The sequence below is a fragment of the Saccharospirillaceae bacterium genome (assembly GCA_022448365.1).
In the GTDB taxonomy this organism is placed as follows: domain Bacteria; phylum Pseudomonadota; class Gammaproteobacteria; order Pseudomonadales; family Oceanobacteraceae; genus Bacterioplanoides.
In genome coordinates, this window is the sequence record JAKVCS010000003.1 from 218,308 (window position 1) to 242,124 (window position 23,817).

General features: G+C 48.3%; 30 protein-coding genes. 7 read left to right on the forward strand and 23 right to left on the reverse strand.

Annotation, left to right across the window (positions count from 1 at the left end):
- Positions 1-2: 2 nt before the first annotated feature.
- From MK185_04660 to MK185_04765, 22 genes are all read right to left on the reverse strand, one after another.
- On the reverse strand, positions 3-533 hold the full coding sequence (locus MK185_04660) for a DUF1833 domain-containing protein (GenBank protein MCH2039900.1): 531 nt from the start codon (positions 531-533) through the stop codon (positions 3-5).
- A complete protein-coding gene (locus MK185_04665; protein ID MCH2039901.1) occupies positions 533-2,656 on the reverse strand; it encodes a hypothetical protein in 2,124 nt (707 codons plus the stop codon). The genes MK185_04660 and MK185_04665 overlap by 1 nt, the downstream gene beginning before the upstream one ends.
- A 14-nt stretch (positions 2,657-2,670) precedes the next feature.
- The gene (locus tag MK185_04670) at positions 2,671-3,093 is read right to left on the reverse strand and encodes a hypothetical protein (protein ID MCH2039902.1); all 423 of its coding nucleotides are present in this window, start codon (positions 3,091-3,093) and stop codon (positions 2,671-2,673) included.
- A 71-nt stretch (positions 3,094-3,164) separates the two neighbouring features.
- Positions 3,165-5,279: a phage tail length tape measure family protein gene (locus tag MK185_04675; protein ID MCH2039903.1), complete on the reverse strand. Its 2,115-nt coding sequence runs from the start codon at positions 5,277-5,279 to the stop codon at positions 3,165-3,167.
- Between the two features lie 224 nt (positions 5,280-5,503).
- Positions 5,504-6,034, reverse strand: coding sequence for a hypothetical protein (locus MK185_04680; GenBank protein ID MCH2039904.1), 531 nt, complete (start codon positions 6,032-6,034; stop codon positions 5,504-5,506).
- Position 6,035: 1 nt separating this feature from the next.
- Positions 6,036-6,473 carry a hypothetical protein gene (locus MK185_04685; GenBank protein MCH2039905.1) on the reverse strand — a complete coding sequence of 146 codons (438 nt, stop codon included), beginning with the start codon at positions 6,471-6,473 and terminating at the stop codon, positions 6,036-6,038.
- Between the two features lie 15 nt (positions 6,474-6,488).
- On the reverse strand, positions 6,489-6,908 hold the full coding sequence (locus MK185_04690) for a hypothetical protein (GenBank protein MCH2039906.1): 420 nt from the start codon (positions 6,906-6,908) through the stop codon (positions 6,489-6,491).
- On the reverse strand, positions 6,905-7,426 hold the full coding sequence (locus MK185_04695; protein ID MCH2039907.1) for a phage tail protein: 522 nt from the start codon (positions 7,424-7,426) through the stop codon (positions 6,905-6,907). Before MK185_04695 ends, MK185_04690 begins: the two co-directional genes overlap by 4 nt.
- Complete coding sequence (locus MK185_04700; GenBank protein ID MCH2039908.1) at positions 7,423-7,746, reverse strand: hypothetical protein; 324 nt, start codon at positions 7,744-7,746, stop codon at positions 7,423-7,425. The genes MK185_04695 and MK185_04700 overlap by 4 nt, the downstream gene beginning before the upstream one ends.
- A 2-nt stretch (positions 7,747-7,748) precedes the next feature.
- The gene (locus MK185_04705; GenBank protein MCH2039909.1) at positions 7,749-7,976 is read right to left on the reverse strand and encodes a hypothetical protein; all 228 of its coding nucleotides are present in this window, start codon (positions 7,974-7,976) and stop codon (positions 7,749-7,751) included.
- Positions 7,977-8,059: 83 nt separating this feature from the next.
- Positions 8,060-9,907, reverse strand: coding sequence for a phage major capsid protein (locus tag MK185_04710; protein MCH2039910.1), 1,848 nt, complete (start codon positions 9,905-9,907; stop codon positions 8,060-8,062).
- 84 nt (positions 9,908-9,991) lie between these two features.
- Complete coding sequence (locus MK185_04715; protein ID MCH2039911.1) at positions 9,992-11,497, reverse strand: phage portal protein; 1,506 nt, start codon at positions 11,495-11,497, stop codon at positions 9,992-9,994.
- Positions 11,497-11,718, reverse strand: coding sequence for a hypothetical protein (locus MK185_04720; protein ID MCH2039912.1), 222 nt, complete (start codon positions 11,716-11,718; stop codon positions 11,497-11,499). Before MK185_04720 ends, MK185_04715 begins: the two co-directional genes overlap by 1 nt.
- Positions 11,719-11,725: 7 nt before the next feature.
- Positions 11,726-13,654 (reverse strand): phage terminase large subunit family protein, encoded by a 1,929-nt coding sequence (locus MK185_04725; GenBank protein ID MCH2039913.1) that lies wholly within the window; start codon positions 13,652-13,654, stop codon positions 11,726-11,728.
- A gap of 13 nt (positions 13,655-13,667) precedes the next feature.
- Entirely contained in the window at positions 13,668-14,207 is a 540-nt protein-coding gene (locus MK185_04730; protein ID MCH2039914.1) for a hypothetical protein, read from the reverse strand.
- An 89-nt stretch (positions 14,208-14,296) separates the two neighbouring features.
- Positions 14,297-14,593, reverse strand: a complete 297-nt coding sequence (locus tag MK185_04735) for a hypothetical protein (GenBank protein MCH2039915.1) — start codon at positions 14,591-14,593, stop codon at positions 14,297-14,299.
- Complete coding sequence (locus MK185_04740) at positions 14,590-15,093, reverse strand: hypothetical protein (GenBank protein ID MCH2039916.1); 504 nt, start codon at positions 15,091-15,093, stop codon at positions 14,590-14,592. Before MK185_04740 ends, MK185_04735 begins: the two co-directional genes overlap by 4 nt.
- Positions 15,090-15,518, reverse strand: a complete 429-nt coding sequence (locus MK185_04745; GenBank protein ID MCH2039917.1) for a DUF5675 family protein — start codon at positions 15,516-15,518, stop codon at positions 15,090-15,092. The genes MK185_04740 and MK185_04745 overlap by 4 nt, the downstream gene beginning before the upstream one ends.
- 213 nt (positions 15,519-15,731) lie before the next feature.
- Positions 15,732-16,094: a hypothetical protein gene (locus MK185_04750; GenBank protein ID MCH2039918.1), complete on the reverse strand. Its 363-nt coding sequence runs from the start codon at positions 16,092-16,094 to the stop codon at positions 15,732-15,734.
- 247 nt (positions 16,095-16,341) lie between these two features.
- The gene (locus MK185_04755) at positions 16,342-17,826 is read right to left on the reverse strand and encodes a DUF5906 domain-containing protein (GenBank protein MCH2039919.1); all 1,485 of its coding nucleotides are present in this window, start codon (positions 17,824-17,826) and stop codon (positions 16,342-16,344) included.
- Positions 17,819-18,865, reverse strand: coding sequence for a PriCT-2 domain-containing protein (locus MK185_04760; protein ID MCH2039920.1), 1,047 nt, complete (start codon positions 18,863-18,865; stop codon positions 17,819-17,821). Before MK185_04760 ends, MK185_04755 begins: the two co-directional genes overlap by 8 nt.
- A complete protein-coding gene (locus tag MK185_04765) occupies positions 18,865-19,332 on the reverse strand; it encodes a phage regulatory CII family protein (protein MCH2039921.1) in 468 nt (155 codons plus the stop codon). Before MK185_04765 ends, MK185_04760 begins: the two co-directional genes overlap by 1 nt.
- A gap of 101 nt (positions 19,333-19,433) precedes the next feature.
- Here MK185_04765 and MK185_04770 point away from each other — a divergent pair, with 101 nt between their 5' ends.
- Complete coding sequence (locus tag MK185_04770) at positions 19,434-20,387, forward strand: hypothetical protein (GenBank protein ID MCH2039922.1); 954 nt, start codon at positions 19,434-19,436, stop codon at positions 20,385-20,387.
- On the opposite strand, the gene MK185_04775 is transcribed toward MK185_04770, so the two are convergent.
- On the reverse strand, positions 20,371-20,985 hold the full coding sequence (locus tag MK185_04775) for a hypothetical protein (GenBank protein ID MCH2039923.1): 615 nt from the start codon (positions 20,983-20,985) through the stop codon (positions 20,371-20,373). The genes MK185_04770 and MK185_04775 overlap by 17 nt on opposite strands.
- 134 nt (positions 20,986-21,119) lie before the next feature.
- Here MK185_04775 and MK185_04780 point away from each other — a divergent pair, with 134 nt between their 5' ends.
- The 6 genes from MK185_04780 to MK185_04805 are packed head-to-tail and all read left to right on the forward strand — an operon-like array spanning position 21,120 to position 23,815.
- Positions 21,120-21,278: a hypothetical protein gene (locus MK185_04780; GenBank protein ID MCH2039924.1), complete on the forward strand. Its 159-nt coding sequence runs from the start codon at positions 21,120-21,122 to the stop codon at positions 21,276-21,278.
- Positions 21,275-21,565, forward strand: coding sequence for a hypothetical protein (locus tag MK185_04785; GenBank protein ID MCH2039925.1), 291 nt, complete (start codon positions 21,275-21,277; stop codon positions 21,563-21,565). The genes MK185_04780 and MK185_04785 overlap by 4 nt, the downstream gene beginning before the upstream one ends.
- Before the next feature lie 57 nt (positions 21,566-21,622).
- Positions 21,623-22,351 carry a hypothetical protein gene (locus tag MK185_04790; GenBank protein ID MCH2039926.1) on the forward strand — a complete coding sequence of 243 codons (729 nt, stop codon included), beginning with the start codon at positions 21,623-21,625 and terminating at the stop codon, positions 22,349-22,351.
- Positions 22,348-22,566: a hypothetical protein gene (locus MK185_04795; protein ID MCH2039927.1), complete on the forward strand. Its 219-nt coding sequence runs from the start codon at positions 22,348-22,350 to the stop codon at positions 22,564-22,566. Before MK185_04790 ends, MK185_04795 begins: the two co-directional genes overlap by 4 nt.
- Positions 22,563-23,507 (forward strand): hypothetical protein, encoded by a 945-nt coding sequence (locus MK185_04800; protein ID MCH2039928.1) that lies wholly within the window; start codon positions 22,563-22,565, stop codon positions 23,505-23,507. Before MK185_04795 ends, MK185_04800 begins: the two co-directional genes overlap by 4 nt.
- Positions 23,504-23,815 carry a hypothetical protein gene (locus MK185_04805; GenBank protein ID MCH2039929.1) on the forward strand — a complete coding sequence of 104 codons (312 nt, stop codon included), beginning with the start codon at positions 23,504-23,506 and terminating at the stop codon, positions 23,813-23,815. Before MK185_04800 ends, MK185_04805 begins: the two co-directional genes overlap by 4 nt.
- Positions 23,816-23,817 lie beyond the last annotated feature (2 nt).

Here is a 23,817-nt window from a genome sequence, read left to right on the forward strand (position 1 = left end):
AGTCAGATCCAGATAAGCCCAGGCGCATTGTCTGCGGTGTATCGGGAATTTTCCCCGGCTGGAAATGCCTTATTGGTCAGATCGTGAAACGCACACCCAACGGTGATGCCTTTTTCGACAGAGCCGGTTGCAGATTTCGCCGTCATCCGAAAGCTTTCGACTGGCGCAGAAAGGTTACTGCTCATATACCGGGATACCGTTGCTGTTACCCTCTTGTCTGCATTCGACGCAATCGCATTTACAACATCACGTATCACAGAAATACCCGAACCATCCAAAGTCTGAATGCTAAATTTCAGATCCTGACTACCCTGCTCAGTGCGGCTCGGCAGCTGCATATTTACAGCCGCCGGTTCGTACTCATGCATGATGCCAGACTCACCCAGCTCGACAGAACCAGAGCCACCATCCTGCGCCCAACCCTGAACCCAGCGCTTAGGCTGAGTCCATAGCGAGCAGTCCAGTTTCAGGGTCAGCAATTCGGTTTCGTCAATGGGAGCAGAGGCGCATATAACGTTGATTGTGTGGGACATTATTTAATCGTAACCCCAAACTTAGCATCACCACTCAACGATTTCGCCACAACTCGCAACGTATAAATACCAACAACACCCTTCTCTACCAATTCGAACGAAGGATCGGCATCAAATCCAATAGGCGAAACAATATTATCTATATACATGACTGGCGGCTCTGATGAATTCGAGCCTGAGTGAATATATATTTTATATGACGCATGGGCGAGCCGCTCCTGATCATTAAATCGCGCAGAATTAATATCAACACCAAATGCATGTTTAGAAATAGGATTTACGTATACATCAAATCCAATATCTAAATCCGAATCAAAGTCCTGACGTGAAATCCCCCTGTATTCCGCACTCCATTTTGCGGCACTCGCGCTATTACCGGAATCGACACAAACCCAACCAGATATATTACTGTTGCTATTGTCATTATATAGCTTATACCCAACCGGAATATATTGATTGAATTCAGATGATTCTGGAGAGGACACATATTGCCAACTATTATAATTTGCATTGTAGTTAATAACTCCCGCGCCTGATTTCTCAATAGGTTTATTTACAGAATTAGCCTGATTATTATGATGATTGACATTAAAGACCGACCCAGACCCTGATGAAACGAGTAGAGGAACAAACTCAACCGCATCGTTTTTATTACGAACATCGATAATATTATCATGAATATTTAATCGCACATTTAATTCGCCTATTGCAGATTTAACACTCATCCAGACCAACCGACCATCATTCCGGGACAAACTATTGAAACCACGATTATTGTGAATCGATATACCAGACCCCCTCAAGCCCTCCAGCATAAACAAAGGCCATGCCATGTTTGCTTTATCAAATGATTCATTGTAATTATCATGAATACATAGTGCCGACCCAGTTTTACCCGATACAAAACCTTTTTGCATTGTATCTGGGTGATTATGAGAGATAAACCAGCCAGACACCGAGTACAAATCGATTGCATACTCTGAAAACCCATTCATTGAGCAATTCAAGAACCAGCCGTCCGAATATGCATCATTCTCTGTTTTCAACGCCGATTTCATTTCCCTAAAGCGACAATCTTTAATCCTCATGCCAACAGCATTAAAATTCACAATTGTCCCATCATGAAGCTTACCGGGAGCTAAAATACCAACCCCATTTAATTCGCGAAAATGCATCTCTGTAAACTCAGGCCTATAATTACAGCTAATCACCCCATTAATCTCAATGCCGTCGTCCTGGCGACCATCAATTGCAAACTCTCGCATAGCGACACGTCGGCCGAGACTCTGAACTGAATATGAAAATCTATCAGACACGAGAATAGCCCCATAAACGCTATCACCAGATGCTGCATAGACACGAGATAGTGCCTTCCCAAACCCAGAAATTGTCAAATTTCCTGGGTAAACTACGTCCTTACAATAAGTCACCCCTGCAATCCATCGAAACTCAAAACCAAGCTTTGAACATAATTTCATACAGGCCTCTACCTCGGAGGAGCTATCCTGGTCTCCAATATGCTGGCCAAACATCGTTGGAATTAGGAAATTTAGACTTGATAAATCTCTGACCCAAGCACCATCTTTACCGCTATTATCACTAGGGAATGGTACATAAACACCGCGCAAGGGATCAGCGGAAACCCATTCGGAATAGTCGCCATACATGGCAATAAAGTCTCCTGACCCAGAGCCAGCTCTGGAATGACCATTCAAACGTACCGTTTCCCCTGGCTGATCTGGATTTCTGGTTGCCAAACTAGCTACATCAGACGAAACATCAGACCGGATATTCACCTGGTGAACCTGAACTTTTCCGGATTCGATATCCGCATATTCATTGGCACCGGCTAAATATTCTTCCAACGCCACATACCAAACACTATCAGACGATTTCCAAATATCATTCACGGCATAGGTTGCCCCGGAAAGCCACGAGCCACGGTTGCGAAATGGATTGTGGGCGGTCAGCCTATCTAATGTTTTCTTCAATGTTGGCAACTTTTTACCATTACCCAACTCAACATCCTTGGCCTCGCCGGAGTTGACGACCTGGTTAATAACACCCAGATCGGTTTTTGCTTGTTTAAAATCTTCAACCGTGGGGATTACAGAATCACTCATAAAAAATTACTCGATTAATCGTTATTAACTAGATCGTTGTTATTCAGGGCATCAGACAGCACATCTGGAAGGCCATTAAACACCGAGGCTGTTTCATTGGTTTCGATAACCAGGCGAGTTAAATCAGGCTCTAATTTCGGCATCTCTCGGATGGACAGCTTTGTTTTAACAGTCCATTTTTCAGACGAAATAACGCTGACCGCATATTCATCTTCAAAACTACAAATACGCCGCTGAAGCCCTCGCGGTGTTTTCACCAACATGGAAAAGTCCTTGGCCCCGTTTTTCAGCTCGTTGCGCCACCAACTTTCAAAAATTGCGAGTTGATCATTGGTGAATTTCCAAACAACAGAACCCGAGCGCGTCGGCGCATTAAGTGTTCGGTTTCTTTTCCGGGTATAACCGGAAACCATCTGAGTTCTAATGACGCCAGACACCGATTTATAACCAAACCCTGACAGCTGTGGCAGAGGTAAAATACCGGGGTAGTCCGTCCAATTTATTTCCGTCATATGGTCCCCGCCCTTTCCATGCCGTAGATGGATTCGAGCGCCATAGCCGCATCACCACCACTGCGAACATTGGCGACAAATACGGAAATAATTTCCTGCCCCTGATCATCTGCACTGCGCGATTGGGTACCGGCGCGACTGGCATCTTCGATAACATTCACAACAACACCGACACCACCGCCAGCTCCTTTGCCATTAGCAATATCAAACAGCTGTTTCTGTTGGCCTACGTTCAACACCATTTCGCGGCTATTAACCATGGCCAACAGGTTGTCGCCGGTATAGCTGTTACCGGGGATAATGCCGCCTTGCTCGAATGCACCGGCTATCGTCTGTCCGGCAACAATACCAACACCCGCATAACCCATTGCCCGGATAGCTCCACTGGCTATAGGACCCGCTACAGGGCCAAGCGCAAGAGCTTTAGCTGCCCCTTCTTCTGTGGACGTAATCATTGATGGAATTGCTGCGGCCTTCTGAGCCATAAAAGCCGCTTTGTAGATACCGGTGTTTTTCTTACCGGCACTTTCTAAAAGGCTGGTAAATTGCCCGGTGGAAGATTGCAATGAAGAGTACGCAAGTTGTTGAGCACGCTTTTCAGCAGCCAGCCGTTTTTTCGTCTCTTCTTCAGCTTCTTTTGTTCGCTTGCGTTGGCTTTCTGCTTCACGTACTTCGATAGCCATGAGGCCCGCATCAAATTCCTCATAAGCCATGTCGCGGTACTCGGCCTGAAGCTCAGCCATACTTTCAAAACCACGCGCTTTCACTTCTTGCTCACTGAGTTGCCAAGCATCGATTTTGGCCAGGCGCTGATCCAGTTGGATATTCAGCTTTTCATCTTCGGCAGCAAATTGCAGATCCATGGCAGCAAGTTCTTTCGCGTGCTTGTCCTGCGTTTTGGCCAGCTCTTTGGCCTCACGCTCAGCTTTTGCTACTGCAGCCTCATCAGCCTTATTCTTTTTGTACTCTTCTGCTGCATTAGCCGCTTCTGTCTCTGCAGCTAGCTCCTTCTTGCGAGCCTCCTGAATCGTTGCCATCTCTGCATTAATGGCATCGATTTCTGTCTGCTTATTCTGCGCACGGCGACTATCTTCGCGGCCATATGCCTCATCAACCGATTTAATCGTTGCCAGCTGAGCTTCAAGTTTTACCCGCTCTGCCAACAAATCGTTGAAACGCTCTTGGTCAGTGGTCTCAAGCCACTCATTAACCCGCTTTAATCCATTAGCCATGCCGTTAAAAAAATCAACGACGACACCTGCGGGCGTCTCCCCCAAGATCTGCATCGTGCGCTGCCAGCGCTGTCCGAGCGTATCCAATGACCCAGCCACGGAACCGTTAGCTTCAGAAGAACCAGCACCGGCTATTTGGTCTGACAACGTTTCCAGAATAAAACGCTGGGCATCAGCAACACGCCCCGCATCTTCCATATCTTTGATAAATTGCTTCTGCGATTCTGAAAAAGAAACGCCAGAGCGAGACAATGCAGAAAGCCCCTTGCTTGGGCTTTCGAGTGCCTTACCAAGCTGTAAAGCAGACGATTTAGCATCGCCACCCATGACCGCCGCCATATCCTGAGACAGCGTAATCGCATCTTCAAAAACATCACCGGACACAGACTTAAACGTCAGCAGAACGTTCTGGGCATCTTTTACCCCCTCGACACTAGCCAGCGTATTTAATGCGACTGAGCGAGCCATCTTATCCAGCTGATCCGCCGTTAAACCTGAAGCATTACCTGTTGCCTTGAGCAAAGCCTCTGTTTTTGCGTTGCGTATATTCAGCTCATCAAATGCCTTTACAGCACCAGTCAAGATAAGAGTGACGCCAGAAACCCCAAGACCCAAAGCGACCATTAGCGGATTAACACTGGTCAGCAGCGTTGCTAACGAGCCCAACCGACCAGAAACACCACCCAAAGGTCCCTGAAATGCAGCAACGTTTGTCGATGCATGTCGAACCCCCTGAGCCAACTTATTAATACCGCCATGGGTATCATTGGCGGCTTTTCTAACCTGAGTTAACTGTCCAACCGATTGAGTCGCAGCCAACGCCAGTTTCTGGTTTTCCCCCTCAATAGAGATAACGTATTTATCCATTTTGGTAGACATGACACCAATCCACTATTTAAAAACCGGGTAAAAATCAGAGGGCTTTGTTGGCTTTTTCACCAACCCGGAACTGTTAACCACAGATGAGCAAAGCTGCCCATTCCTGTAGCTTTCGATGCCATAACCCCACGGATTAACTTTGTAGTGCGCGTACCAGGTATCGATCTGCGAGCAAGACAAACGCCGAAGCATCCGACCCACATCAACAACACCCAAGCCAAGCGCTAAGACATGACTGAACCCGACTGGTGCGCAGCCGGACTCGGCTTTTTTTCAGGTTCTTCATCAAGGTAATCCCACCCGTCACTAGCGGCGATTTCCTCGTCTATCGACTTTAAGCTGGCCTCTGGCTCAGCCTCAGTCTGCTCAATATCAAAAGGCAACTGACTTAGCTGCACACATTCACGAAACAGAGCTGCAAGCAATTCATCCGGCAACCGCCGCAAACGCCACTGAATAAACCACGCAGGCATGTACCACCGCCGCATATGCAGAGACCCAACATCAACCGCCATTACCAGGTTCTTAACGATGACGGCCAGGCTTTCATCACTACCGACGCCAACGCTTCTCTGCAGAAATTCGATACGCTGCTGAGCCGTCAGCTCAACCAAAACAACGCGCCAACCGAGGTGCTCGAAACGCTTGGTCTTAAACCCCACTCCTGCAACCGGCATCAACCAGATCAGAAAGCCAAAAACAAAAACGGCCAGCACCAGGCTGACCGCTAATAAGTAGAGTTGTTCTAATTGCATGTTAGGCTCCGGCTGCAATTTCCACAGGTAACAGCTTACGCTTTAAGGAGTAGCTTTTTTGCAGCTCTTCCTCACTTGCTTCGCTGCCGCCTTTTTTAGTCAGAGTGCCGCGATGAATCTCAATCGAGTCATCGACCCATTCAACTTTGATATCCAGCACCTTGCCCAGACTGCCCGCTACCAACTGCTGACCGGGATCACCACTCTCAACATATTTATATCCGAACGTGGCTTCGCCCGGCTCAACCATACCAGCAGTATGACCAATGACATTATCCTCTGGGTCCAGCGTTGTATCTTCTTGAGTGTTAACCGTCTGATCACCTGGAGCAAATGACTTGATGCCCTTTACGCGAACGTAATCAGAATCATCCTTTGACGGCGCTGCCGACTCATCCACGACCACACGCGCATAAACTTTTAAACCCTTACCTTTCATCGTTTCTTACCCTGCTTAGTTAGAAAATTTCACATCAAAAAAGAAATATACGCCCGGCGTAGAGCCATCCTGAGAAGGTTTAAACTCTCCACCGTCACGTTTGATATCACCATCGATAGGCAAATCCATAATCACTTCACGGATACGACCAGCTTCGCCATCGAGAACACTCTGATCGTTACCGCCAGCTTCATTGAAATAGCCTACGGTCAGGCGAGTGGTGACTTCATACTGATCACTATCGAGGTCACCGTCCTCTTCGTTCTCATCCCAGTCTTCAAAAAATACCGTGAAGAACTCGGAGAGGTTCACACCATCGTCCTCATCAGAAACAACGCTGGTCAGCTCTGCAGTTAAAACACTGCGGTCAGCGTATGCAGCTTTTAAAGCGCCCTTGACGGCGTTACGTAAATTGATCATTGGCTGCAACGTCACCGGCCAGCCCTCCGTTTTAATTCGTGTTGATAGAGCCGTTGAAAATCGGACTTCATGACTCGCCTAACAACTTTCGGTGTAATGGTATTAACCGGCTCTCTGATAATTACCTTCGGCGCTTCCAATGGATACCGCGCCCGTCCTTTGCGCCTCAGCACATGCTGACGACCTTTAGAACCAACTTTTTGAATAAATGCGTGATCATAAAAACGACTACCAGCACGAACGCCGCGCCGGGTTTGCCGCGCACCCAATGCAATGGCAGAAACAGCACGACGATAAAATCCAATCGATGCCGACTTCTTAGGAGTCGCCCTGCTAATCACCGCCCGCTTCTTAATGGCCGACGGCCTGATTTTGCTTTCTTTCGCCACACCACGAACAACACGTGTTTTCGCCTTGGCTAATGTTTTGTTAATGGCAGTCCTTTGCGCTGCGGGTACATCCTTTAAAGCGTATTTTTTGAGCCGCTTTTCAACCAGTTTTAGCATCTGGTCGTTTTTTGATGAGGTAGTCATGCGAGCTTTTCCCGCTTCAGTTCATAAATAATCGAGACTGTATCACGCTCAAGAATTTTCCCAACCCGGTACTTTCCAACGACCAAACCATCATCATCCAGAGCCAGAACAATCTCATTTTCTTTTAAAGGCATAGAAACAGCGACCGTAATCTCGTTGGTAGCTTTGATATACCGACCATCAATATCCCGGTAAATACCAGGCTGAATGATGGCCCGCATACCACGCTCCGGGCCACCTCCCTGAACAAGTACGTTCTGACCGAAATCGAACAAGAAAATATTCTCCATGTCGTCAGCCAGAATATCGTTCATGTTCACGATTAATCACCCAGGTCGAATTCGTCTTCATCTTTAACCGTCAGGTCTTTTGCACCCTTGGTTTCTTCAACAACCTCCCCCTTACCGTTAGCGACCAGCTCACGTCCCAGCGCCACAGAAACCGCAACAATAACTGGCTTCTTTTCTTCGCCTGGAACGATGATTTCACCACCAAACATAAAGGCTCGTTGAACCTTCACATAAGCTTTTTTAACTTGCTTTTTAGCCATCAGAATTCCCCTGATTTTTTCAAATTGGAAATAAAAAAGCGGCTCCGATATCGAAGCCGCTTTAGTCTATTTAACGCTCGGACTTACTGACCCAGAGCAAACGCCCCCGCATGACGAACCGCTGTATCTGCATCCTGGAACAGACGCAGTACTGTGCCACCAGATTTCGCCTTGGTTGATTTATCAACCGTCAGATCGAGCGCACCCCACAGGCCAATCATGGCCTGACTGAAATCACCAAACAGAATTTTGTTGGCAACCATCGATGTGATGTCGGCACCGCGATAACCGTTCACTTCGTTATTTGCCCAAATAAATTCAGCAGTGTTCGCAGCTTTCGCTGAGGTTTTTAATTTACCTTTTAGCGCTGGGCGCATCAGGTAAGCCGGTGAATTGCGCAAAGCATTAGCCTCAGCAACCTCCGTCTCAAGTCCAACCACTTCGGCCCAGGTTGGCGCGCCCGGCGCCCCAAACGGCACAGCGCCGATACCCGCTGTTGCCAAAATATCAGTCAGCAAGCGCGTATCCAGCGCTTCGTAAACGCCCGCCATCAAATCCTGACGAACCAGCATTTCCATCGACCCACCAGTTTGCTGCATCACGCGGCGAGTCAATGGAACAGATGCAGTGACTGTCTCAGGCGACAGAGAAACCAGACCAAAATCAACATCTGAGTCACTGGAATCACCATCCTCACCAACCCAGGCAAAGGTGGCTTTACCGGTTTGTTTAGGGATATCGACGTTACCCACCAGACCCGTCAATACCTTCGCCCCCAAAGATCCAAGCACAGTGCCCTGACGCAAAGCCTCAATGAATTTATCGAAGTGCAATTCCTGAGAAACGAGGTCACCACCCTTTGCAGCAGTAGCGACTTCCTGTTGACGCAAGCCAAATCCCATCACATCGTAAGGCACCAAAATACCGCGAGCATCACTGCCTGTTTTGTCTGCAAGTTCTTCCGAGATTTCACGCTCAAAACCAGCCAACTTGGGATTCAATAAACCACGAATAGCACCTAATACACTGTATTGAGAACGCTCTTTATCTGACAGGCCCAGATCACCCAAACCGACAACTGTGCTTTTTGTATCACCAGAAGACGAACGTTCTTGATGCTGCTGCAGCAGATCATCTTTAAATTGATCGACCGTTTTACCTTCTGCGATAGCACGCATAGCCAGCTCAGGCTGACCGTATTCGTTACCAATCGCTGCAATTTCACGCGCATGATCAATCGGCTTTTCAGCTGGCTTCACCGTGGTTTTTGCCGCGGGCGTACCACCGGAGCGAGCCGCAGCAGCTGGTTTCTTTTCGGAAGCTTCAGGTGCTTCCACTTCTACTTTTTCGTCCGGCATAGCTCGAACTCCTTTGATAATTACAGGGTTTAAAGTTTGTGGTTTTCTGCCCGCATCCTGAGAACGCCCCATACCAACAGAAGGGTCAGCCGCAATAGATACAGAAGAAATTTCAGTTGGCTCCCAGTCAGTAACCCGGTAGTACTCCAGGTCACCCTCACGCTTTTCGAGAACCATTTCGTGAATCATGTAATGCAGAGAAACCTGCGTGCGTGTTCCGTCGAGAATGTCTTGCCACAACTCTTCAGCCCGGTCGTGACGACTAAGCTTTACAGTGCAAATTCCACGGCGATCTTTAATTTCCGCCTTCACAACCGCCCCACGCTGATCGCGACGGTTGTGATCCATCAAAAATGCACCACCGTTATTGATACGATCCAGGCGAACCGCCCCGTCTGAGTGATCAAGAACCTCAATGCCATACCAACGCTGCACTTCATACTCAGAGCTAAATGAAAACGTAACCTGTCGATTTTCTTCATCAACATGCTCAATAGTTGCTGCCATTTCTTGCTCAGGCAGACCACGCTCTGACGCGAGCACTTTTTGAATCGGGCTTAACTCATTTGGCATTACAGTTTTCCTTTACCTTTTCCCAGGCATAAAAAAACCGCCTCTATCTTTAAAACAGAGACGGTCTATTAATTTGAATTCGTTTTATTCTTGCTCAGCTTTATCTGGCTTAGCTTTTTCGACTGGCTTGTCTGGCATCAGTTGCTGCTTACGCTCAATAACGTCTCCCATTGCATCGAAATACTCTTCCCAGCCGTTTTTAACATCATCGATATCCAGCCCCTTATCACGCAGGATATGAAGTGGTGAAGTCGTCATATTTTTCATCGCTTCACCTGCCGCCTGCTCATCCTTCAGTGGATCGACCCACGGCCAGCGACGCCCCATGAATTTATGCTTACTGAGCGGAGCTAAATCTGCAGGACTCAAGCCACGCAATTTATTTTTCAGTAGCGCCATCTTCAGCCAGCGCTTAAACACTGGCGAACCAAAGTCCTCTATCAACCAACGCTGCTTGCGCTTCCAAGCCTCTCTATCTTCCAAAACCGCCTGTCGCAAACTGGAAAACGAAACACCTTCATAATCATTACCCAGCACGTTGTAGTTAACATCGAGACCCGAAGCAGAACCGCGAAGCGCATCCTTCTGAAAGCCAGTCGCTGCTGGCTGGGTGTAATTAGTAGAATTTACTTTGTAGCCTTCCGGCACCACTGACGACTGACCAGCCTCCAACTCCTGAACGAACTCACCTTCTTCGTCGAAATCATCAGATACTTCTTGCTCTGGGTCTCGCTCGTAAAAGAACATATTGGCGGCACCGATTTTAGCGCCTGCCAGCTGCGCTTCGCGCATGCCGTTGATCTGATATAACTCCAACAACGACGCATGCGCCCACGGCACCCCCCGAGTCTGCCCCGGTCGCCACATAGGGAACGTCAGCCCAATCTCGTCAGCAAGAACACGGTCGTAACGCCGACCACCGCAAGACCAAGTGTTATCGCCGGGGTGATTCGTCAGCAGGTGGTACGCAACCGGCTGACGGCGCTGATTCAATTCAACCCCCATCACAATGCGATTGCCATTTCTCAACTGCTGATTTAGGGAAACATCGAGATAATCAGACTCAATCAGCTCAGTACAAAAGCCATACGGATTCGACTTATCAACGTGATAGCGAATAAGCATATCGCCGTCTTGGGCTGTTGTTTTTGCAGTCAGCTCCTGCGCCGCAACCCAAGAAAGTTTACCGCCAACTTCGCAAGTATCCCGATCACCCCATTCAGCAAACTCCTGCTCAATCATCCGGCTCGCATCGCGGTCAATTTTGCCATCACGATCCCGAACCAATGACTGCAAACGCAGACCGTTTTCACCGACGACATGCGTTTGAACCATATTGAAATAGCGACGCACATAACCAACATCACCACCAGAAACACGGCTCGCCTCACGCAGACGCACTAGGTCGCGCTGCAGCTCAGCATCAGCACTCATAGAGCCACCACTAAAGCGCCCAAGGCTGTGCTGCTTTTGCTTTGCAGCTGCAAAACGGACGTGCTGCTTGTGGTTTGGATGCCTCGCTACTGACGCCGCAGAGTCAGCAATAGGAGTCTCCGTACGACTCCCCCTGAAAATATCCCAAATTCCCATCAGTACATCCTATGAATGATTCGACGCGGGGCCTTTTTACCGGCCGCTTTTCGCTGCTCACGAGCAACACGAACAGCATAAACCTGCTCGTACTTCACCAGCTGTTCAAACGGAATACGGTTTAATGACTTGCCATCAATGGAGTAGCTTTCATGATCCGCAACCACTCGCTTTTCCAGCCGGGCCTGAATAGCGGCAAGCATTTTTTCGTTGTGCGTCATCTAATCGCTACCCTGTAAAACTGTTTGATTTGCGGCGTTTCCGCGATTTCTTCAGTGACTTTTTAGGCTGCTCTTCAACAACCTGAGCCTCTTTCTCTTCAACCGCGAACAGATCAACCTGCCCCAGCTTTTGCTCAATGGCGTCCCACTGGCCAGGCTTCATAAGATGAACTCTGCGTGCCCTCGCACCATGAAGCGCGTATACCTCACAGTCCCATGCTTCAACAGCACGACCAGCTTTTTGCTGCCACACCTTTCGATTTCTGATCGAGCGATGCGGCGCTTTAACTTCACCGGTTACCTGATCAAAATAGTCAGCCCGAACATTCTGATAAACATGGTGACGACCAGGACCAATGCCATCTAGCTTCATATGCGCTGCAAGCCAGTCTTTAGCTTTATTGGTACCAACCATGTAAACCCGCAAGCCATGCTTATCCGCTTTGGTCCGCTTCTTCGGGTTTTTATGATCGATTGGTTTACCTGATGGGGTCGCGAATATCTCGGGATCTTGCTGAGAGCTGGAACCCTTGAGCGCCATCACCAGCGTTTTCGAGTACTTCTTATCCATCTTACGAACCCAGCTGTATACAGCGTCGTTCGTGTTACCGTCTGATGAATCGATACCCACCGAGCTGGCATGAATATGCCCGCCGATCTGGTGCGGAATACCACCAAAAACCAGCGCTTCTAATTCTTCATAAACCGGATCATTGATATCAGAGGTCGAAACTGAGGCCGATATCTCACCCCAATACAAACACCAAGATTCTTCACCACGGCCCCAGGCCCGAATAACCACTGCAACCCGGTCGTGCTGCACATCAATACCGACAGTTACCAGCAATCCACCACGCGGGCAGTTCAGCTCTGAATATTCCAGCGCCTTTGCGCGAAGGGTTTCAGCATCTGCCTGATCATCCTGATACGCATATGGCCGACCAAGCTTTGAATTAACGAATACGATTCGATCCGTCTCATCACCCTGAGCGGCCTTGTGTTCTGCCTTCAGAAAGTCGCGAACCAGGTCAGCAACGCCAGCACCAGGCAGACAGCTGTAGATTTCGTTCAACTCTTCGAATCCAGCAACGCCGTGAAACTCAGCCTGAGCTACCCAGCCACAATTGGGATCACCAGCTTCGCGAGCCTCATTCACCGTCCTCCGAATATTCATTTTTCGCTGATAATCAGACCAAGCAGAACCACAACAAGGACAGGTATACACAGCAGAGTCCGGTAGAGCTGTACCGTAAATCTCATGCTCGGTTCCATCATCAGCCTCAAGCCATGTGACATTTTCCCAGTCGAGGACATGGGTCTGGCCGCAATCGTGACACTCAATCGGCAACACCCGGCGATCACTGGTTTTAATATGCTCTTGAACCTTGCTTAAACCATCAATGGAAGGCGTCCCACCGAGTACACGCTTAGCATTGCGTATACGTTTGGTGCGCTCCCAGAGCAGCGTAATAGCAGAACCTTGCTCCTTCAGATTGCCAACAGCATCATCCGGCTCTTCGACGATCACAACCTTTGCGGGCGTAGACTTTACGGAGCCAATAGACCCAGAAGAAACCATTTTCAAAAAGCCGCCAGGGAATTTTTTAAACAACGCACGGTTGTCTTTGCTGCGCGACTTATTTACATCCATACGGCGACTAAGCGCCGGAGTAGACAAGACAGATGGCTCAAACTTTTCGTCGTTAAATTCACGAGCTGAATCCGTTTTAGGAAACATGACCACTATTGCACAAGGCAGCGTATCAATTAATTTTCCCAGAAATACAACAAGGCCAAACGTCCATCCAACCTGCGCTGCCTTTTGTGTTACGACCTCCTTTACAGAGTCATCATCCAGCGCCGCAAAAATACCCCAAAGATAAGGAGCAAAATCTAAGTTGTACGGGCCGGGCTTATCAGCTCCTTCTGGCGGCAAGCGAAATTTGCTCTCACCCCACAAGCCCGTCGGAATCGGCAAGCTCGGCAGAAGACTCTTGAGCCAAGCCAGCGAAACGGCCAGCAAGTTCCTGTCCAGCTTCTCCTGCGTGTCTGAGGGCAGTTCGGATTGGTCCAAAAACATCATCAGCCTCTAATTCAATCGAATACTTTTCAGATACCGATTCAAAAATTGTTTCACCCGCATCCAACATAAAGCCCTGAATGTTTGCGCCAGACTCGGTAACCCAGGAAAAAACCGTTTCACGATCCATTAACTCACCAGCCGCAGCTAAACGACGCTGACGCTTCTCCGCAACGTTTTCCTGCGCTTCCATAATTCGCATCTGAGTCAGCGTTGCCTGACTGTCACCACCACGGCCCGCCGCATTCTCACGGAGGCGGTCAACATAAATCGTCAACCACGTGTGATAGTCGCCACCTTCTGGAAAATCGCCTTTTTCATAAAGCTTGTTAATAGCCTGACGAGAAACACCAACAAGCCGAGCAAAACCAGATTGAGTTGCTTCATCCGTTAACTGAATATCAGCCATGTTGTGTCAACCCCCCTGCAATTCTCGTCTCTGCAAAAAATCCGCGCCTATCTCCGTCGTATGCCATCAATTGCCAGAAGGACCCGCGCCTAATTGCCACGGAATGTCCAAATAACAAGGCCAACTCCTACTGAAACAATAGCTGAAACAATGGTCGTAATGACGCCAGAGTTCTGAGTTGTTCGCACCTCCGAGCGACCATCATTGATTTCCAATTCGCGCAAACGGTCTTCACATTTTTCTAACCGCTCAAACGCACGTTTCAGAGAATCATCATGAGTATTCTGTCGTTCCTCGATACGAATTAAACGATCCAGCTTACTCTCGATGCTACCCAGCCGCCGGTCCAGCAGATCCATTTGCTGCTTCTCCACTGCTGCAGTCATAAAACTTTGTTTCCGATCTGCTTGGCAATCTGACGATCAGCAAACCACCAGGACACCACCGTTGCCGTCATCGCAATTACAGAACGAACAACCAGATCCTGCAGTACTGAATCAACAGTAAAATAAATACCGATGGTGAAGAACACCAACAGGAATGTCAGAGCTGGTCGGGTAATCTTTCGAACGAATTCAGCGATCAGCAACAGCTTTGAATTACCGTGGTATGCCTTATCGTTTTCGTATGAGGCAATCAAAGTCTGATGTGCTGCAACATCAATCACTTTCTCAGATTCAATTTGCAATTGCTCGCCTTTAAATTCTGCCTCAGCCTTAATCTGCTCCAACGCACAACGATGATCCGACTCTGCCAGCTCAGCATCTAAACGCTTAACATCCAGCTGCTGACGATGCTCCTGCTTAGATTTGAAATAACCAACAACATTACTCGCCAATGAACCAAACAGCCCGACAACACCACCAGACAACAACGACTCAATCATTTATCACCATCCACAATAATCAGATCAAACGGTCGCTTATTCATAAAGCGAAAGAACTTATTTACAGCCAAACGACTGGCGAGAATCGCTCGCTGACCAGATAAGCGACCAGTACGACTACCCAGAGCAATACAGCCATATAAATCAGATTTAAAACCTTTCTTCCGATCACCCGCCCAATTAGCAGCATGAGTCAGAATAAACGTCCGGCCAGGTACACCAGTAACGAGATAAACCCAACCAAAACGCGGCGACCAATGCCAAACGCAACGATATTTACCTGCCGGTATCCGTGAATAATTCGGCTCATTGTTTCGATCAGGTAGTTCTAGCGAATAGCAAAACGGCAACCAATTAACAAACCAACGGCCAATAGTCCCCTCATCAGAGCTTTCACCCCGATAAAGAACAACCACTGGTTCCATAATTAATCACCTAAATAAAAAATCCCCGGCGAACCGGGGCAAGACCTTCACGCACCGTGGAATAAAACGCAGGCATAAAAAAACCCGTCACAATGGCCGGGTTCTTTTTAAATCTTCAATTTGTTACGAGCGCGTTTTCTGAAACTAGGTTGCATTTTCCTGATTTCTCTCACGTTTGCAAGACTTTTTTGCAAACGTGGTTTCAATTAATTTCTAAGCCTCCAGAACTACCGGGAACATTTTTGCATAAATCATAGTTAACGCAGAGTCTCGACGTCGATAAAACTTGGATGGAGACATATTTAACTTACGAGCCAGTTGCTCCTTTGTTGCATCAGGGGTTCCTAGGTAAATAATTTTTATCACGGTTTTCTCTTCATCAGGCAGAGCAGCGACACAGCGATCAACCTGCTGAGCCTCTGAATCAATAAGCTCAATTGCCGAGTCTCGACGACTGCCACTGATAAATGTAGAAAATCCAGCAGCACTACGCGGATATCCAACCCCTGCATCAGGACACCAGCGCGCCCAGAGGTTGAGCTTGGAAACAACCAATTCTTTCTGGAATTTATTCAAACCCGCCATATTTCCTCCCTATGACACTTAAAAATAAAGCGTCATATTAAGCGTCATAAATTTTTTTTAATTAAAACAAAGGGTTACTTCTATTTATGACACTATGACGCTTATGACACATAAAATAATATTTGTATGTGCGCGCGTATACATGCGCGGGATAAAGCGTCATAAGTGTCATAGCCGCATTACAGCTGGCCGCAAAGCGTCATAACATGCGTCATACAAAGCGTCATAGCGTCACAAATCACGGCGTTTCCTCCCGAATTACATTGGCCTGAGTCAAAGCCAATTTAAAATTCCGACAACAGCGTCCAATAAACTTATTAATCGACTCATCTTCTTTCAGTGGCGTAGGGTCATCATCCCGAACCCAAACCCTAACCGTCCGCACCGGATCTTTTTCAGTCGGATAATTAATGTTCAGCCTCTGAGGCTTCATCACCCGCTTCAACTCCTGGGCAAAGAAGCGCTCATTACGCCTGAACTCATTATTCTCTTCACACCAATGTTTAAATGCCTGAAATAAATCCCCTGTTGCTGCACAGGTATACGGCCAATCCAATTCGCCACGGCTCCACTGACGATGGAAATACTGAGGTGAAGTCATACTGGAGCCAATCAACTCATCTTTTGCCTCTGTCATCGGCGGCTTACTATGCTGATCAAAACCAGTTAAATCGCGCTTCAACAAATACCCAAAAAACGCCTCTACCCCACCATTGTCAGCCTCAGCAAACAGATCTTTAAAATACTGAGGGTTCGGCACTTCGTCGGAATACAAAACCAGATAACGCCGGTCACCCAGATCAAGTTCCAAAGGAACGCTACTGTTCGACAGAAACACAAAGTTCAAATGATTCGATTCTCTGCGTAATGGCATATGCTTCTGGTCAATCAAAAGCTCCCGCCCGGTCACCAGGTGCTTAAGCAAGCCTTTGTAGTGATTCCGTTCAGTCCGTGCAACAACCTCTTCCGCCACCGCAAATAATTTTTTGCTCTGCCACTCAGTAAACGAACTTTCCAACTGAGCCTGCCCGATGGTGATCGTGTGCGCGCCATAGATTTTCCCCATAAATCCATCATAGAGAATCGATTTACCTGTGCCTTCAGAACCAAAAATAACGCAACTAGTTGCCATCTTGGCGCCGGGGTTTTGTAGAGGGTAAGCCAGCCAGTTGAGCATAAAGTCGGCCACTTTTTTTTCACCCTTAGCCAGTCGCATTACATGATCTAAAATACGCCGACAGCCCGACTCACCAACAAACGAAGGCTCTACTCCCCAGCCTTCATACAAATTAACAACGTCAGGACCACAATCTTTACCCGGCTCAAAAACCAACTCTTTAACGGTTTTTCTCATTCGGGATTCATTCCAGTCTTTATAGCGGTCCTTGCCAACCAAGTGATTCAGGTGACTCAATTTCATCTGCTGTCTGGTAATGTTGTCCCAGCAAGTATCGGTATTGTAGATATACGAAAAGTTAGCCAGTAGTGTATCTGCGCTGTATCGGCCATTCTCAAACACCACCCCACCTGAAAAACCGTCGCCAACATCGGAGGGCGCGGGAGGTTCATCAAAGTAGTCAGGCACATCAGGCACTACTTCACCAACAGACGGAGCGGCCGCTTCCAGTTGCGCCTTCGCAATCGCAGCTTCAACCTGTGTTTTAACCTCACAGAGACCAGCACTCAGATGCAAGTCATTAAAATCCGTATCAACACTAGCCATTTACAACCTCCTGACCACAACCATTAAAATCAGGAACAACCGCAATACCGCCACAATTAGCAGCAGCCTGCCGAGCCTTAGTTAAACCCGGATTGCCATCTGTTGCCGTATCGTTATCACCACAGAAGACAAGAACCGAATCAGGCCACCACTGGCGCAGCAATTTAGAAATAGCCACCAGGTTGCCGGCATCAAACCCAACAATGCACGGATAACCCGTCGCCATATAAACACTGGCCATCGTCGCGTAACCCTCACCAATGCAGATAACGGCCGGAATGCATTCATCAAACCCAATCATGTGAAACGCACCGGATTTACGACCGTGACGTGGAAACGATTTTTTATTGGGAAATATGATCTGAACATTACAAATGTCCTGACCATCAAACAGAGGAATCACCAGGCATCCACGCTTAATATTACGCACAGAAATATGCTCAAATTTGGCAGCACCAGAACTAAAGAAAGCCTTGATGGACGCCTCACCAGTCAGCAACTGATAGCACTCATTCTTATCATCAACCACCATCAGAACCGAACGAGCGGCAACATAAACCCCAAAAGCCCGAACCTGCTTATCTTCCAGATACTGACACGGAGCCGCCTCATGACTTGCCAACTCAGCAATCAAAAACTGACTGGCCGTTGCAACAACAGCAGCCATACGCTCACGCCAAGCCTGTTCTTCTGCGAAATCTTTCTCACGCTTAGCCTTACGTTCTGCCAGCTCCTGACGATAACGACGCTCTGCCTCTGGGTCCCGCTGCTCAGTTTTTAAATCAAATCCGGCATCTTTGGCTTTTTTAAACAACGTACCAATGCCGGTACCGCCACCCGCCTTGATCGACTTCCAGGTGGACTTAACATCAGCCGCCTTGTACTTATCCGACCCCTGAGACCAGCGATCAAACATACCAAAGCCAGCTGCGCCAAACTCATTCTTCAGCGCCATACCAACCAGAACCCAATCGTCACGAGCTTCATCTGGACTGATATACACCAGAGCCTTTTCAACCTGCTCAACCGTGCAATCCATCAGGAAACCTCCCGCATTTGCTCGCAACGCTTCAACACAACAAATATTTTGCGAATCGCTTCCTGAGCGCCAATCTGCAGATCCAGCCACTCATCACAATTCACCTTGTTATCTGCAACACTCTTACGAACAACCTCAGAGTATTTCGATACCGCATCGACCGTATTCAAGAGGTCAGAAAGAATCTGATCATCTGGCAATTCACAATCGACAGAGCCAACCGGAACAAACAAACCATCCGCCAGGGCACCCACTGCATCAAGAATGCGCTCATCTTTGGTCGCCTCAAGAATACCCTTCAGGTGCATCAGATTTGGTTTATGCGCAGGCTGATGAAGATTCAGACTGTTGCGTAACACCTGAGCATTCCAGCCGAATATTGCCGCCATCGCTTCAGCACCGCCGGGATAATCTGTAACAGAGTGATACAGCGCCTGCTCAATTGTTAATGAATGTTTCTTAGTCATAGATTTAATCCATTTCAAATCAAACGTAGAGATCAAGCGGCGTTATTGTCAGACTTGATATCAAGCCGATCAGCCTCTGAAAAAGCACCAGGACAAAACTCATGCGCACCGATAACTCCCCCAGTTGCATTGAACAAATCCCGAGCCAAATCAGCACTAGTCCGGCGGTCATACATAAACACTTGTCTCAGATGCCCAGTGGTCGAGCTAACGCTTTCCGCAAACGCATCTCTCTCTTTGGGCTTCATCTTTCGCCAGAAATCTTTCTTAGTCATAGTCTTTTACCATGTACTTCGGAAGTACATACGATAACAGCGAATAATATACTTGCAAGAACAATGTGCGGGAAAAGTACAACATGGGAGAATCAGACGAATGATATTGCACAAATCGAAGATATGCCTGAATTTAAAACCAACGATGAAATCAGACGCCAGAACGCCAGGCTTCTCGCAAAAGAAGAAGGGTCAAATGCAGCGTTTGCACGCAAAATCGGAAGGGAGCCAACACAAGTCAGTCGCATAATTGGTAAAAACTGGACCACTCAAATCGGTGAAGACTTAGCCAGGCATATAGAAGCCTCATTCTTTAAACCTAAAGGCTGGATCGATCAAGACTGGGCTGAAACAAACAAAGTAGCGGAAGAATCAGCGGTCTATGGGGCGCCTCAAGAAATACCAGTTTTCCACCTGAGAGACATTGAAACTGGCTACGATCAGCCGCTATTTAAAATGCCCTGCCCGGTTGAGCACAGCCCACAAACCTACGCTGCCAAAGTACACGACAACACCATGCAAGCCACCATGGGGCCGAGCTACCCAGAAGGCAGCATCATTTTTGTTGATCCAGAGCGCGCTGCAGAAGCCCAAAACGGTGACTTAGTGGTATTCCGCTTAAGTGAATCAGGCGTAGTAGGCTTCAAGCGCTTGGTAGACAATGAAACAGTGAGAGGCTTGGAACCGCTGAATATTCGATACCCAATGGTCCCACAGCAAGACTTTGAAGTTATCGGCCTCGTGATTGGCTGCTGGATCGGATCTACAGCCCAGCCATAGCCAAGAACCTAGGAATTCCCCCGGTAAACCAAGCATGTGGATACGCCTCGAAAGAGGAAGCATAGTTATCCGCAGGCCCTGCCTTCTCCTCAACATACCCATCAAATGTGAAGACCCGGAATATTGGATTTTTTGATTTCGCCAATTTTTTGAGATCACTCACAGAAGCGCGAAAGTACTTCCTAGTAACAAGCCCCATATCTACGGGAATAGAAAACGGCCCTGAAGAATGCACGTAATGATTACTAACGGAGCCGGAATCACTCCTGGATACAGGCTTAAAGACCAACATCTCAGAACCCAACCTTGCCTTCATCGGCAAGTCAAAATCGAAGTTAACCGCCCCCTTAAGTTGTGCTTCCAGCCAAACCTCACCAGGCTTCATTCTTGAAGACCTGTAAACTCCCACCTTAAAGTAGCTGTAATCCATTGTCAGATAGGCTGGCTCCATTTTCACTGTAACTACATCATCGAATTCTGAGATATTTCGCTCCACATAACCCGGCCCACCTTTCACATCATATGCATCAGACATCATCTGCTGTATAGAGCACCCACTGAGCAAAATCATCATCCAAACCAACATAAACCTATTCATATCCATATCTCCATATTAGGTAGCCACAATTCTATCAGCAGCAGCTAATTCAAAATATGTACTTGACACGTACATATTTGATATGTACTTTTCAGGCACATGCAATATGTACTCAATAAGTACATGGAGAGACCATGATCCTGATCCACCCAACCGTTGCAGCCTCCCCTGCAACGCTGAAACAGCTGATGCAACAGACCAACTGCACCGCCGTAGTTCAGGACGGAAACGCAGTATTAGTAACCGTTGCAACCGTTTCGAAACAGCCTGCGCAACAGGGAGAAACAGCATGAGCAAGCGCCAAGTATTCAGCATTGCGAGCCGCACCTGGACAGTACAGAGAAGTGCTGAAAGCGACTTGATCTGCCTGCGAGACGGTACCGGAGTTCAGATTTTTACAAGACCGCAAGACACATATCTCGCTAACGACAACACGCTGATCATGACCAGCACAGCTTTACGCGACGAAGACAACGCCGAATTAAAGAAGCTGCTCGACTGGATACACGCCGAACAGTGGCCCAGATCAAGCCCAATGAACCATATCAAAAAGCAGCTCGAACCGAATCACGCACCCTAGTGATAAGCGCCAGGGACGGCGCACAACTTTCAAACCAATAAAGACCAGGAGCAAAAAATGAACAATCACCATCTCACAGGCGCCATAAGCGCCAACCTAATAGCCGCCGCATCCTACTCGCAGGCCGACAACAAGGATTTTCGCCCCGCACTTCATGGAATGCTTATCGACCCCCATCCTAATGGAGGCGTAACAGTCGTGAGCACCAACGGCCACACTCTATTCATTGCATACGACGAAAACAGCACCATTTCCGAGAAAGCAATCGTACAGTTTTCCCCGCACTTCATAGCCGAATGCAAACGACAAGCCCGCCCAATCGCCACCAACAGATATGTTGAACTCGACGGCCGCTTGGCATACGTAACCCACCGACAGATGGATGAAACCTTCGAACCCGGCCAATTCGAAACACTCACTACAGAAAACCTTCCAGCAATTGAGCCACTTAAGGTAATCGACGAAATTTTCCCAAACTACCAACGAGTCATCCCGCAAGAGACCCTACCCACTGCTGCACCAACATCGCTAAACGCTAAATACCTAAGCAACCTACCAAAAATTGCTGACGCTCTAGGCATCCCCAAAAAATCCCAATACATCACGGTATTTGGTACCGGCGACAAACCGGAAGAAAGCCACAAATACAGCTGTATTTACCGCTTCGACTATCGGGACATCAACGCCCTGCTAGTGATCATGCCAGCGAGAAACGACTTCAAAGGCAACGGCATCCCAGAATGGATTTCTCGCCCCACCGAAACCAGACAGGAGAAAGCCGCATGACACACCGCACAGAAGCCCCAATCGAAGCGCCGAGCAAAATTATTCTGCGCAAACTGGCACCGAACGACACGGTAGAACCAGGCGACGTAATGCCAGAGGGAAACCACTTTTTCCCAGTATCAATCTGCGATGTACCAGCCAGCGAATACAGCAACCCGGTATATCGACAAAGCGCGGAAGAGACACCGGCAGTCAGCGCGGAGAATGCATCATGATCGGCCTGCTGACCATCACCGGCTTGGCGTTCGCACTCGTGAGCGCCGCCGCATCCGTTATTTTGTGGTGCAGCTACGCAACAACCACTACCGACAGTGCCATTGCAGCTATTACTGCAGTGGCCTCTGTAGCCTGCATGTACCTGTTTGCCGCAGCCAGCAAAAGCCAAGCACTCAAGCCAGCAACCCGAAACGGAATGAGAAACCTCACCGGCATACTGCTGATATCAAGCATCGCCGCAACCGTCGGCTGGCTTGAATCACGCTATCAGGCACAGCACACCAACAGCCTGACGACCGATTACAGCTATACCACCAAACAACAACAAATTGCAGACCTGACCGCAGACATTCAGAACCTGCAGCAAAGCGCCCGCGCCGACATCGCCAACAACTACCGCGCCCGCGCCAATCGCACCCAGATCAAAATCGACAACAAAACAGAACAGCGCGACCAGCTCAGCCGCGAATTAAGCCAACACAAAGGCACTGCAACCAATGCAGGTCAGGCACTTGGAAACAGCTTAGGTCATCTCCGCTGGGTTCTTTGGCTGGCACTGGCAATCATCGTAGACGCCTGCCCAATCATCTGCTTTTCAGCCGTTGCACAACTGTTACAGCAACAGTCTGCAACGGATAACAACACAGCGAAACAGTTGACAACCGAACAGCCAGAACCCGCAGCAGCACGGGCCGCAACACCTGAAACAGCCGCAATTAACACCAGCGATATTTCAGACCTAATCCCGGCAACTGACTGGCTGCAAGAGCAGATATTGAATCACGGCCAAAAGCCATCGATTCGCAATTTCTTAGGACAGGAATACGACGGAACAAAACTACGTCACGAACACCTGAAACACATTTTTCACGAACTTGAACTACGCCAGGTAATCAAGCGCAAAGGACAAGGATTTGAACTAGTAGGAGCAACATCATGACCACCGACATACGCGAAATGAAACCAGAAGAACAGCGCCAAAAGCTCGCCAAAGACACCGCAGAATTTCTTGCAAAAGGCGGTCAGATTAAAGAGCTGCCTTATGGTCCCGACGGCTTTAACTCATACGACACTCTTGAAAAGCTCGAAATGGCCAGACGTCACTCTGCCCGGATAAAAGCGACTCAATCCCCGGCATGGAACAAAGCAACCGATCCGAAATTCAATAATCAGTCGGTCACCACAGCTGAACAGAGCCGTCGGGCAAAAGGTCGCGCCAACCGATTCAGAAAGTCGGAGGCCGCATGATT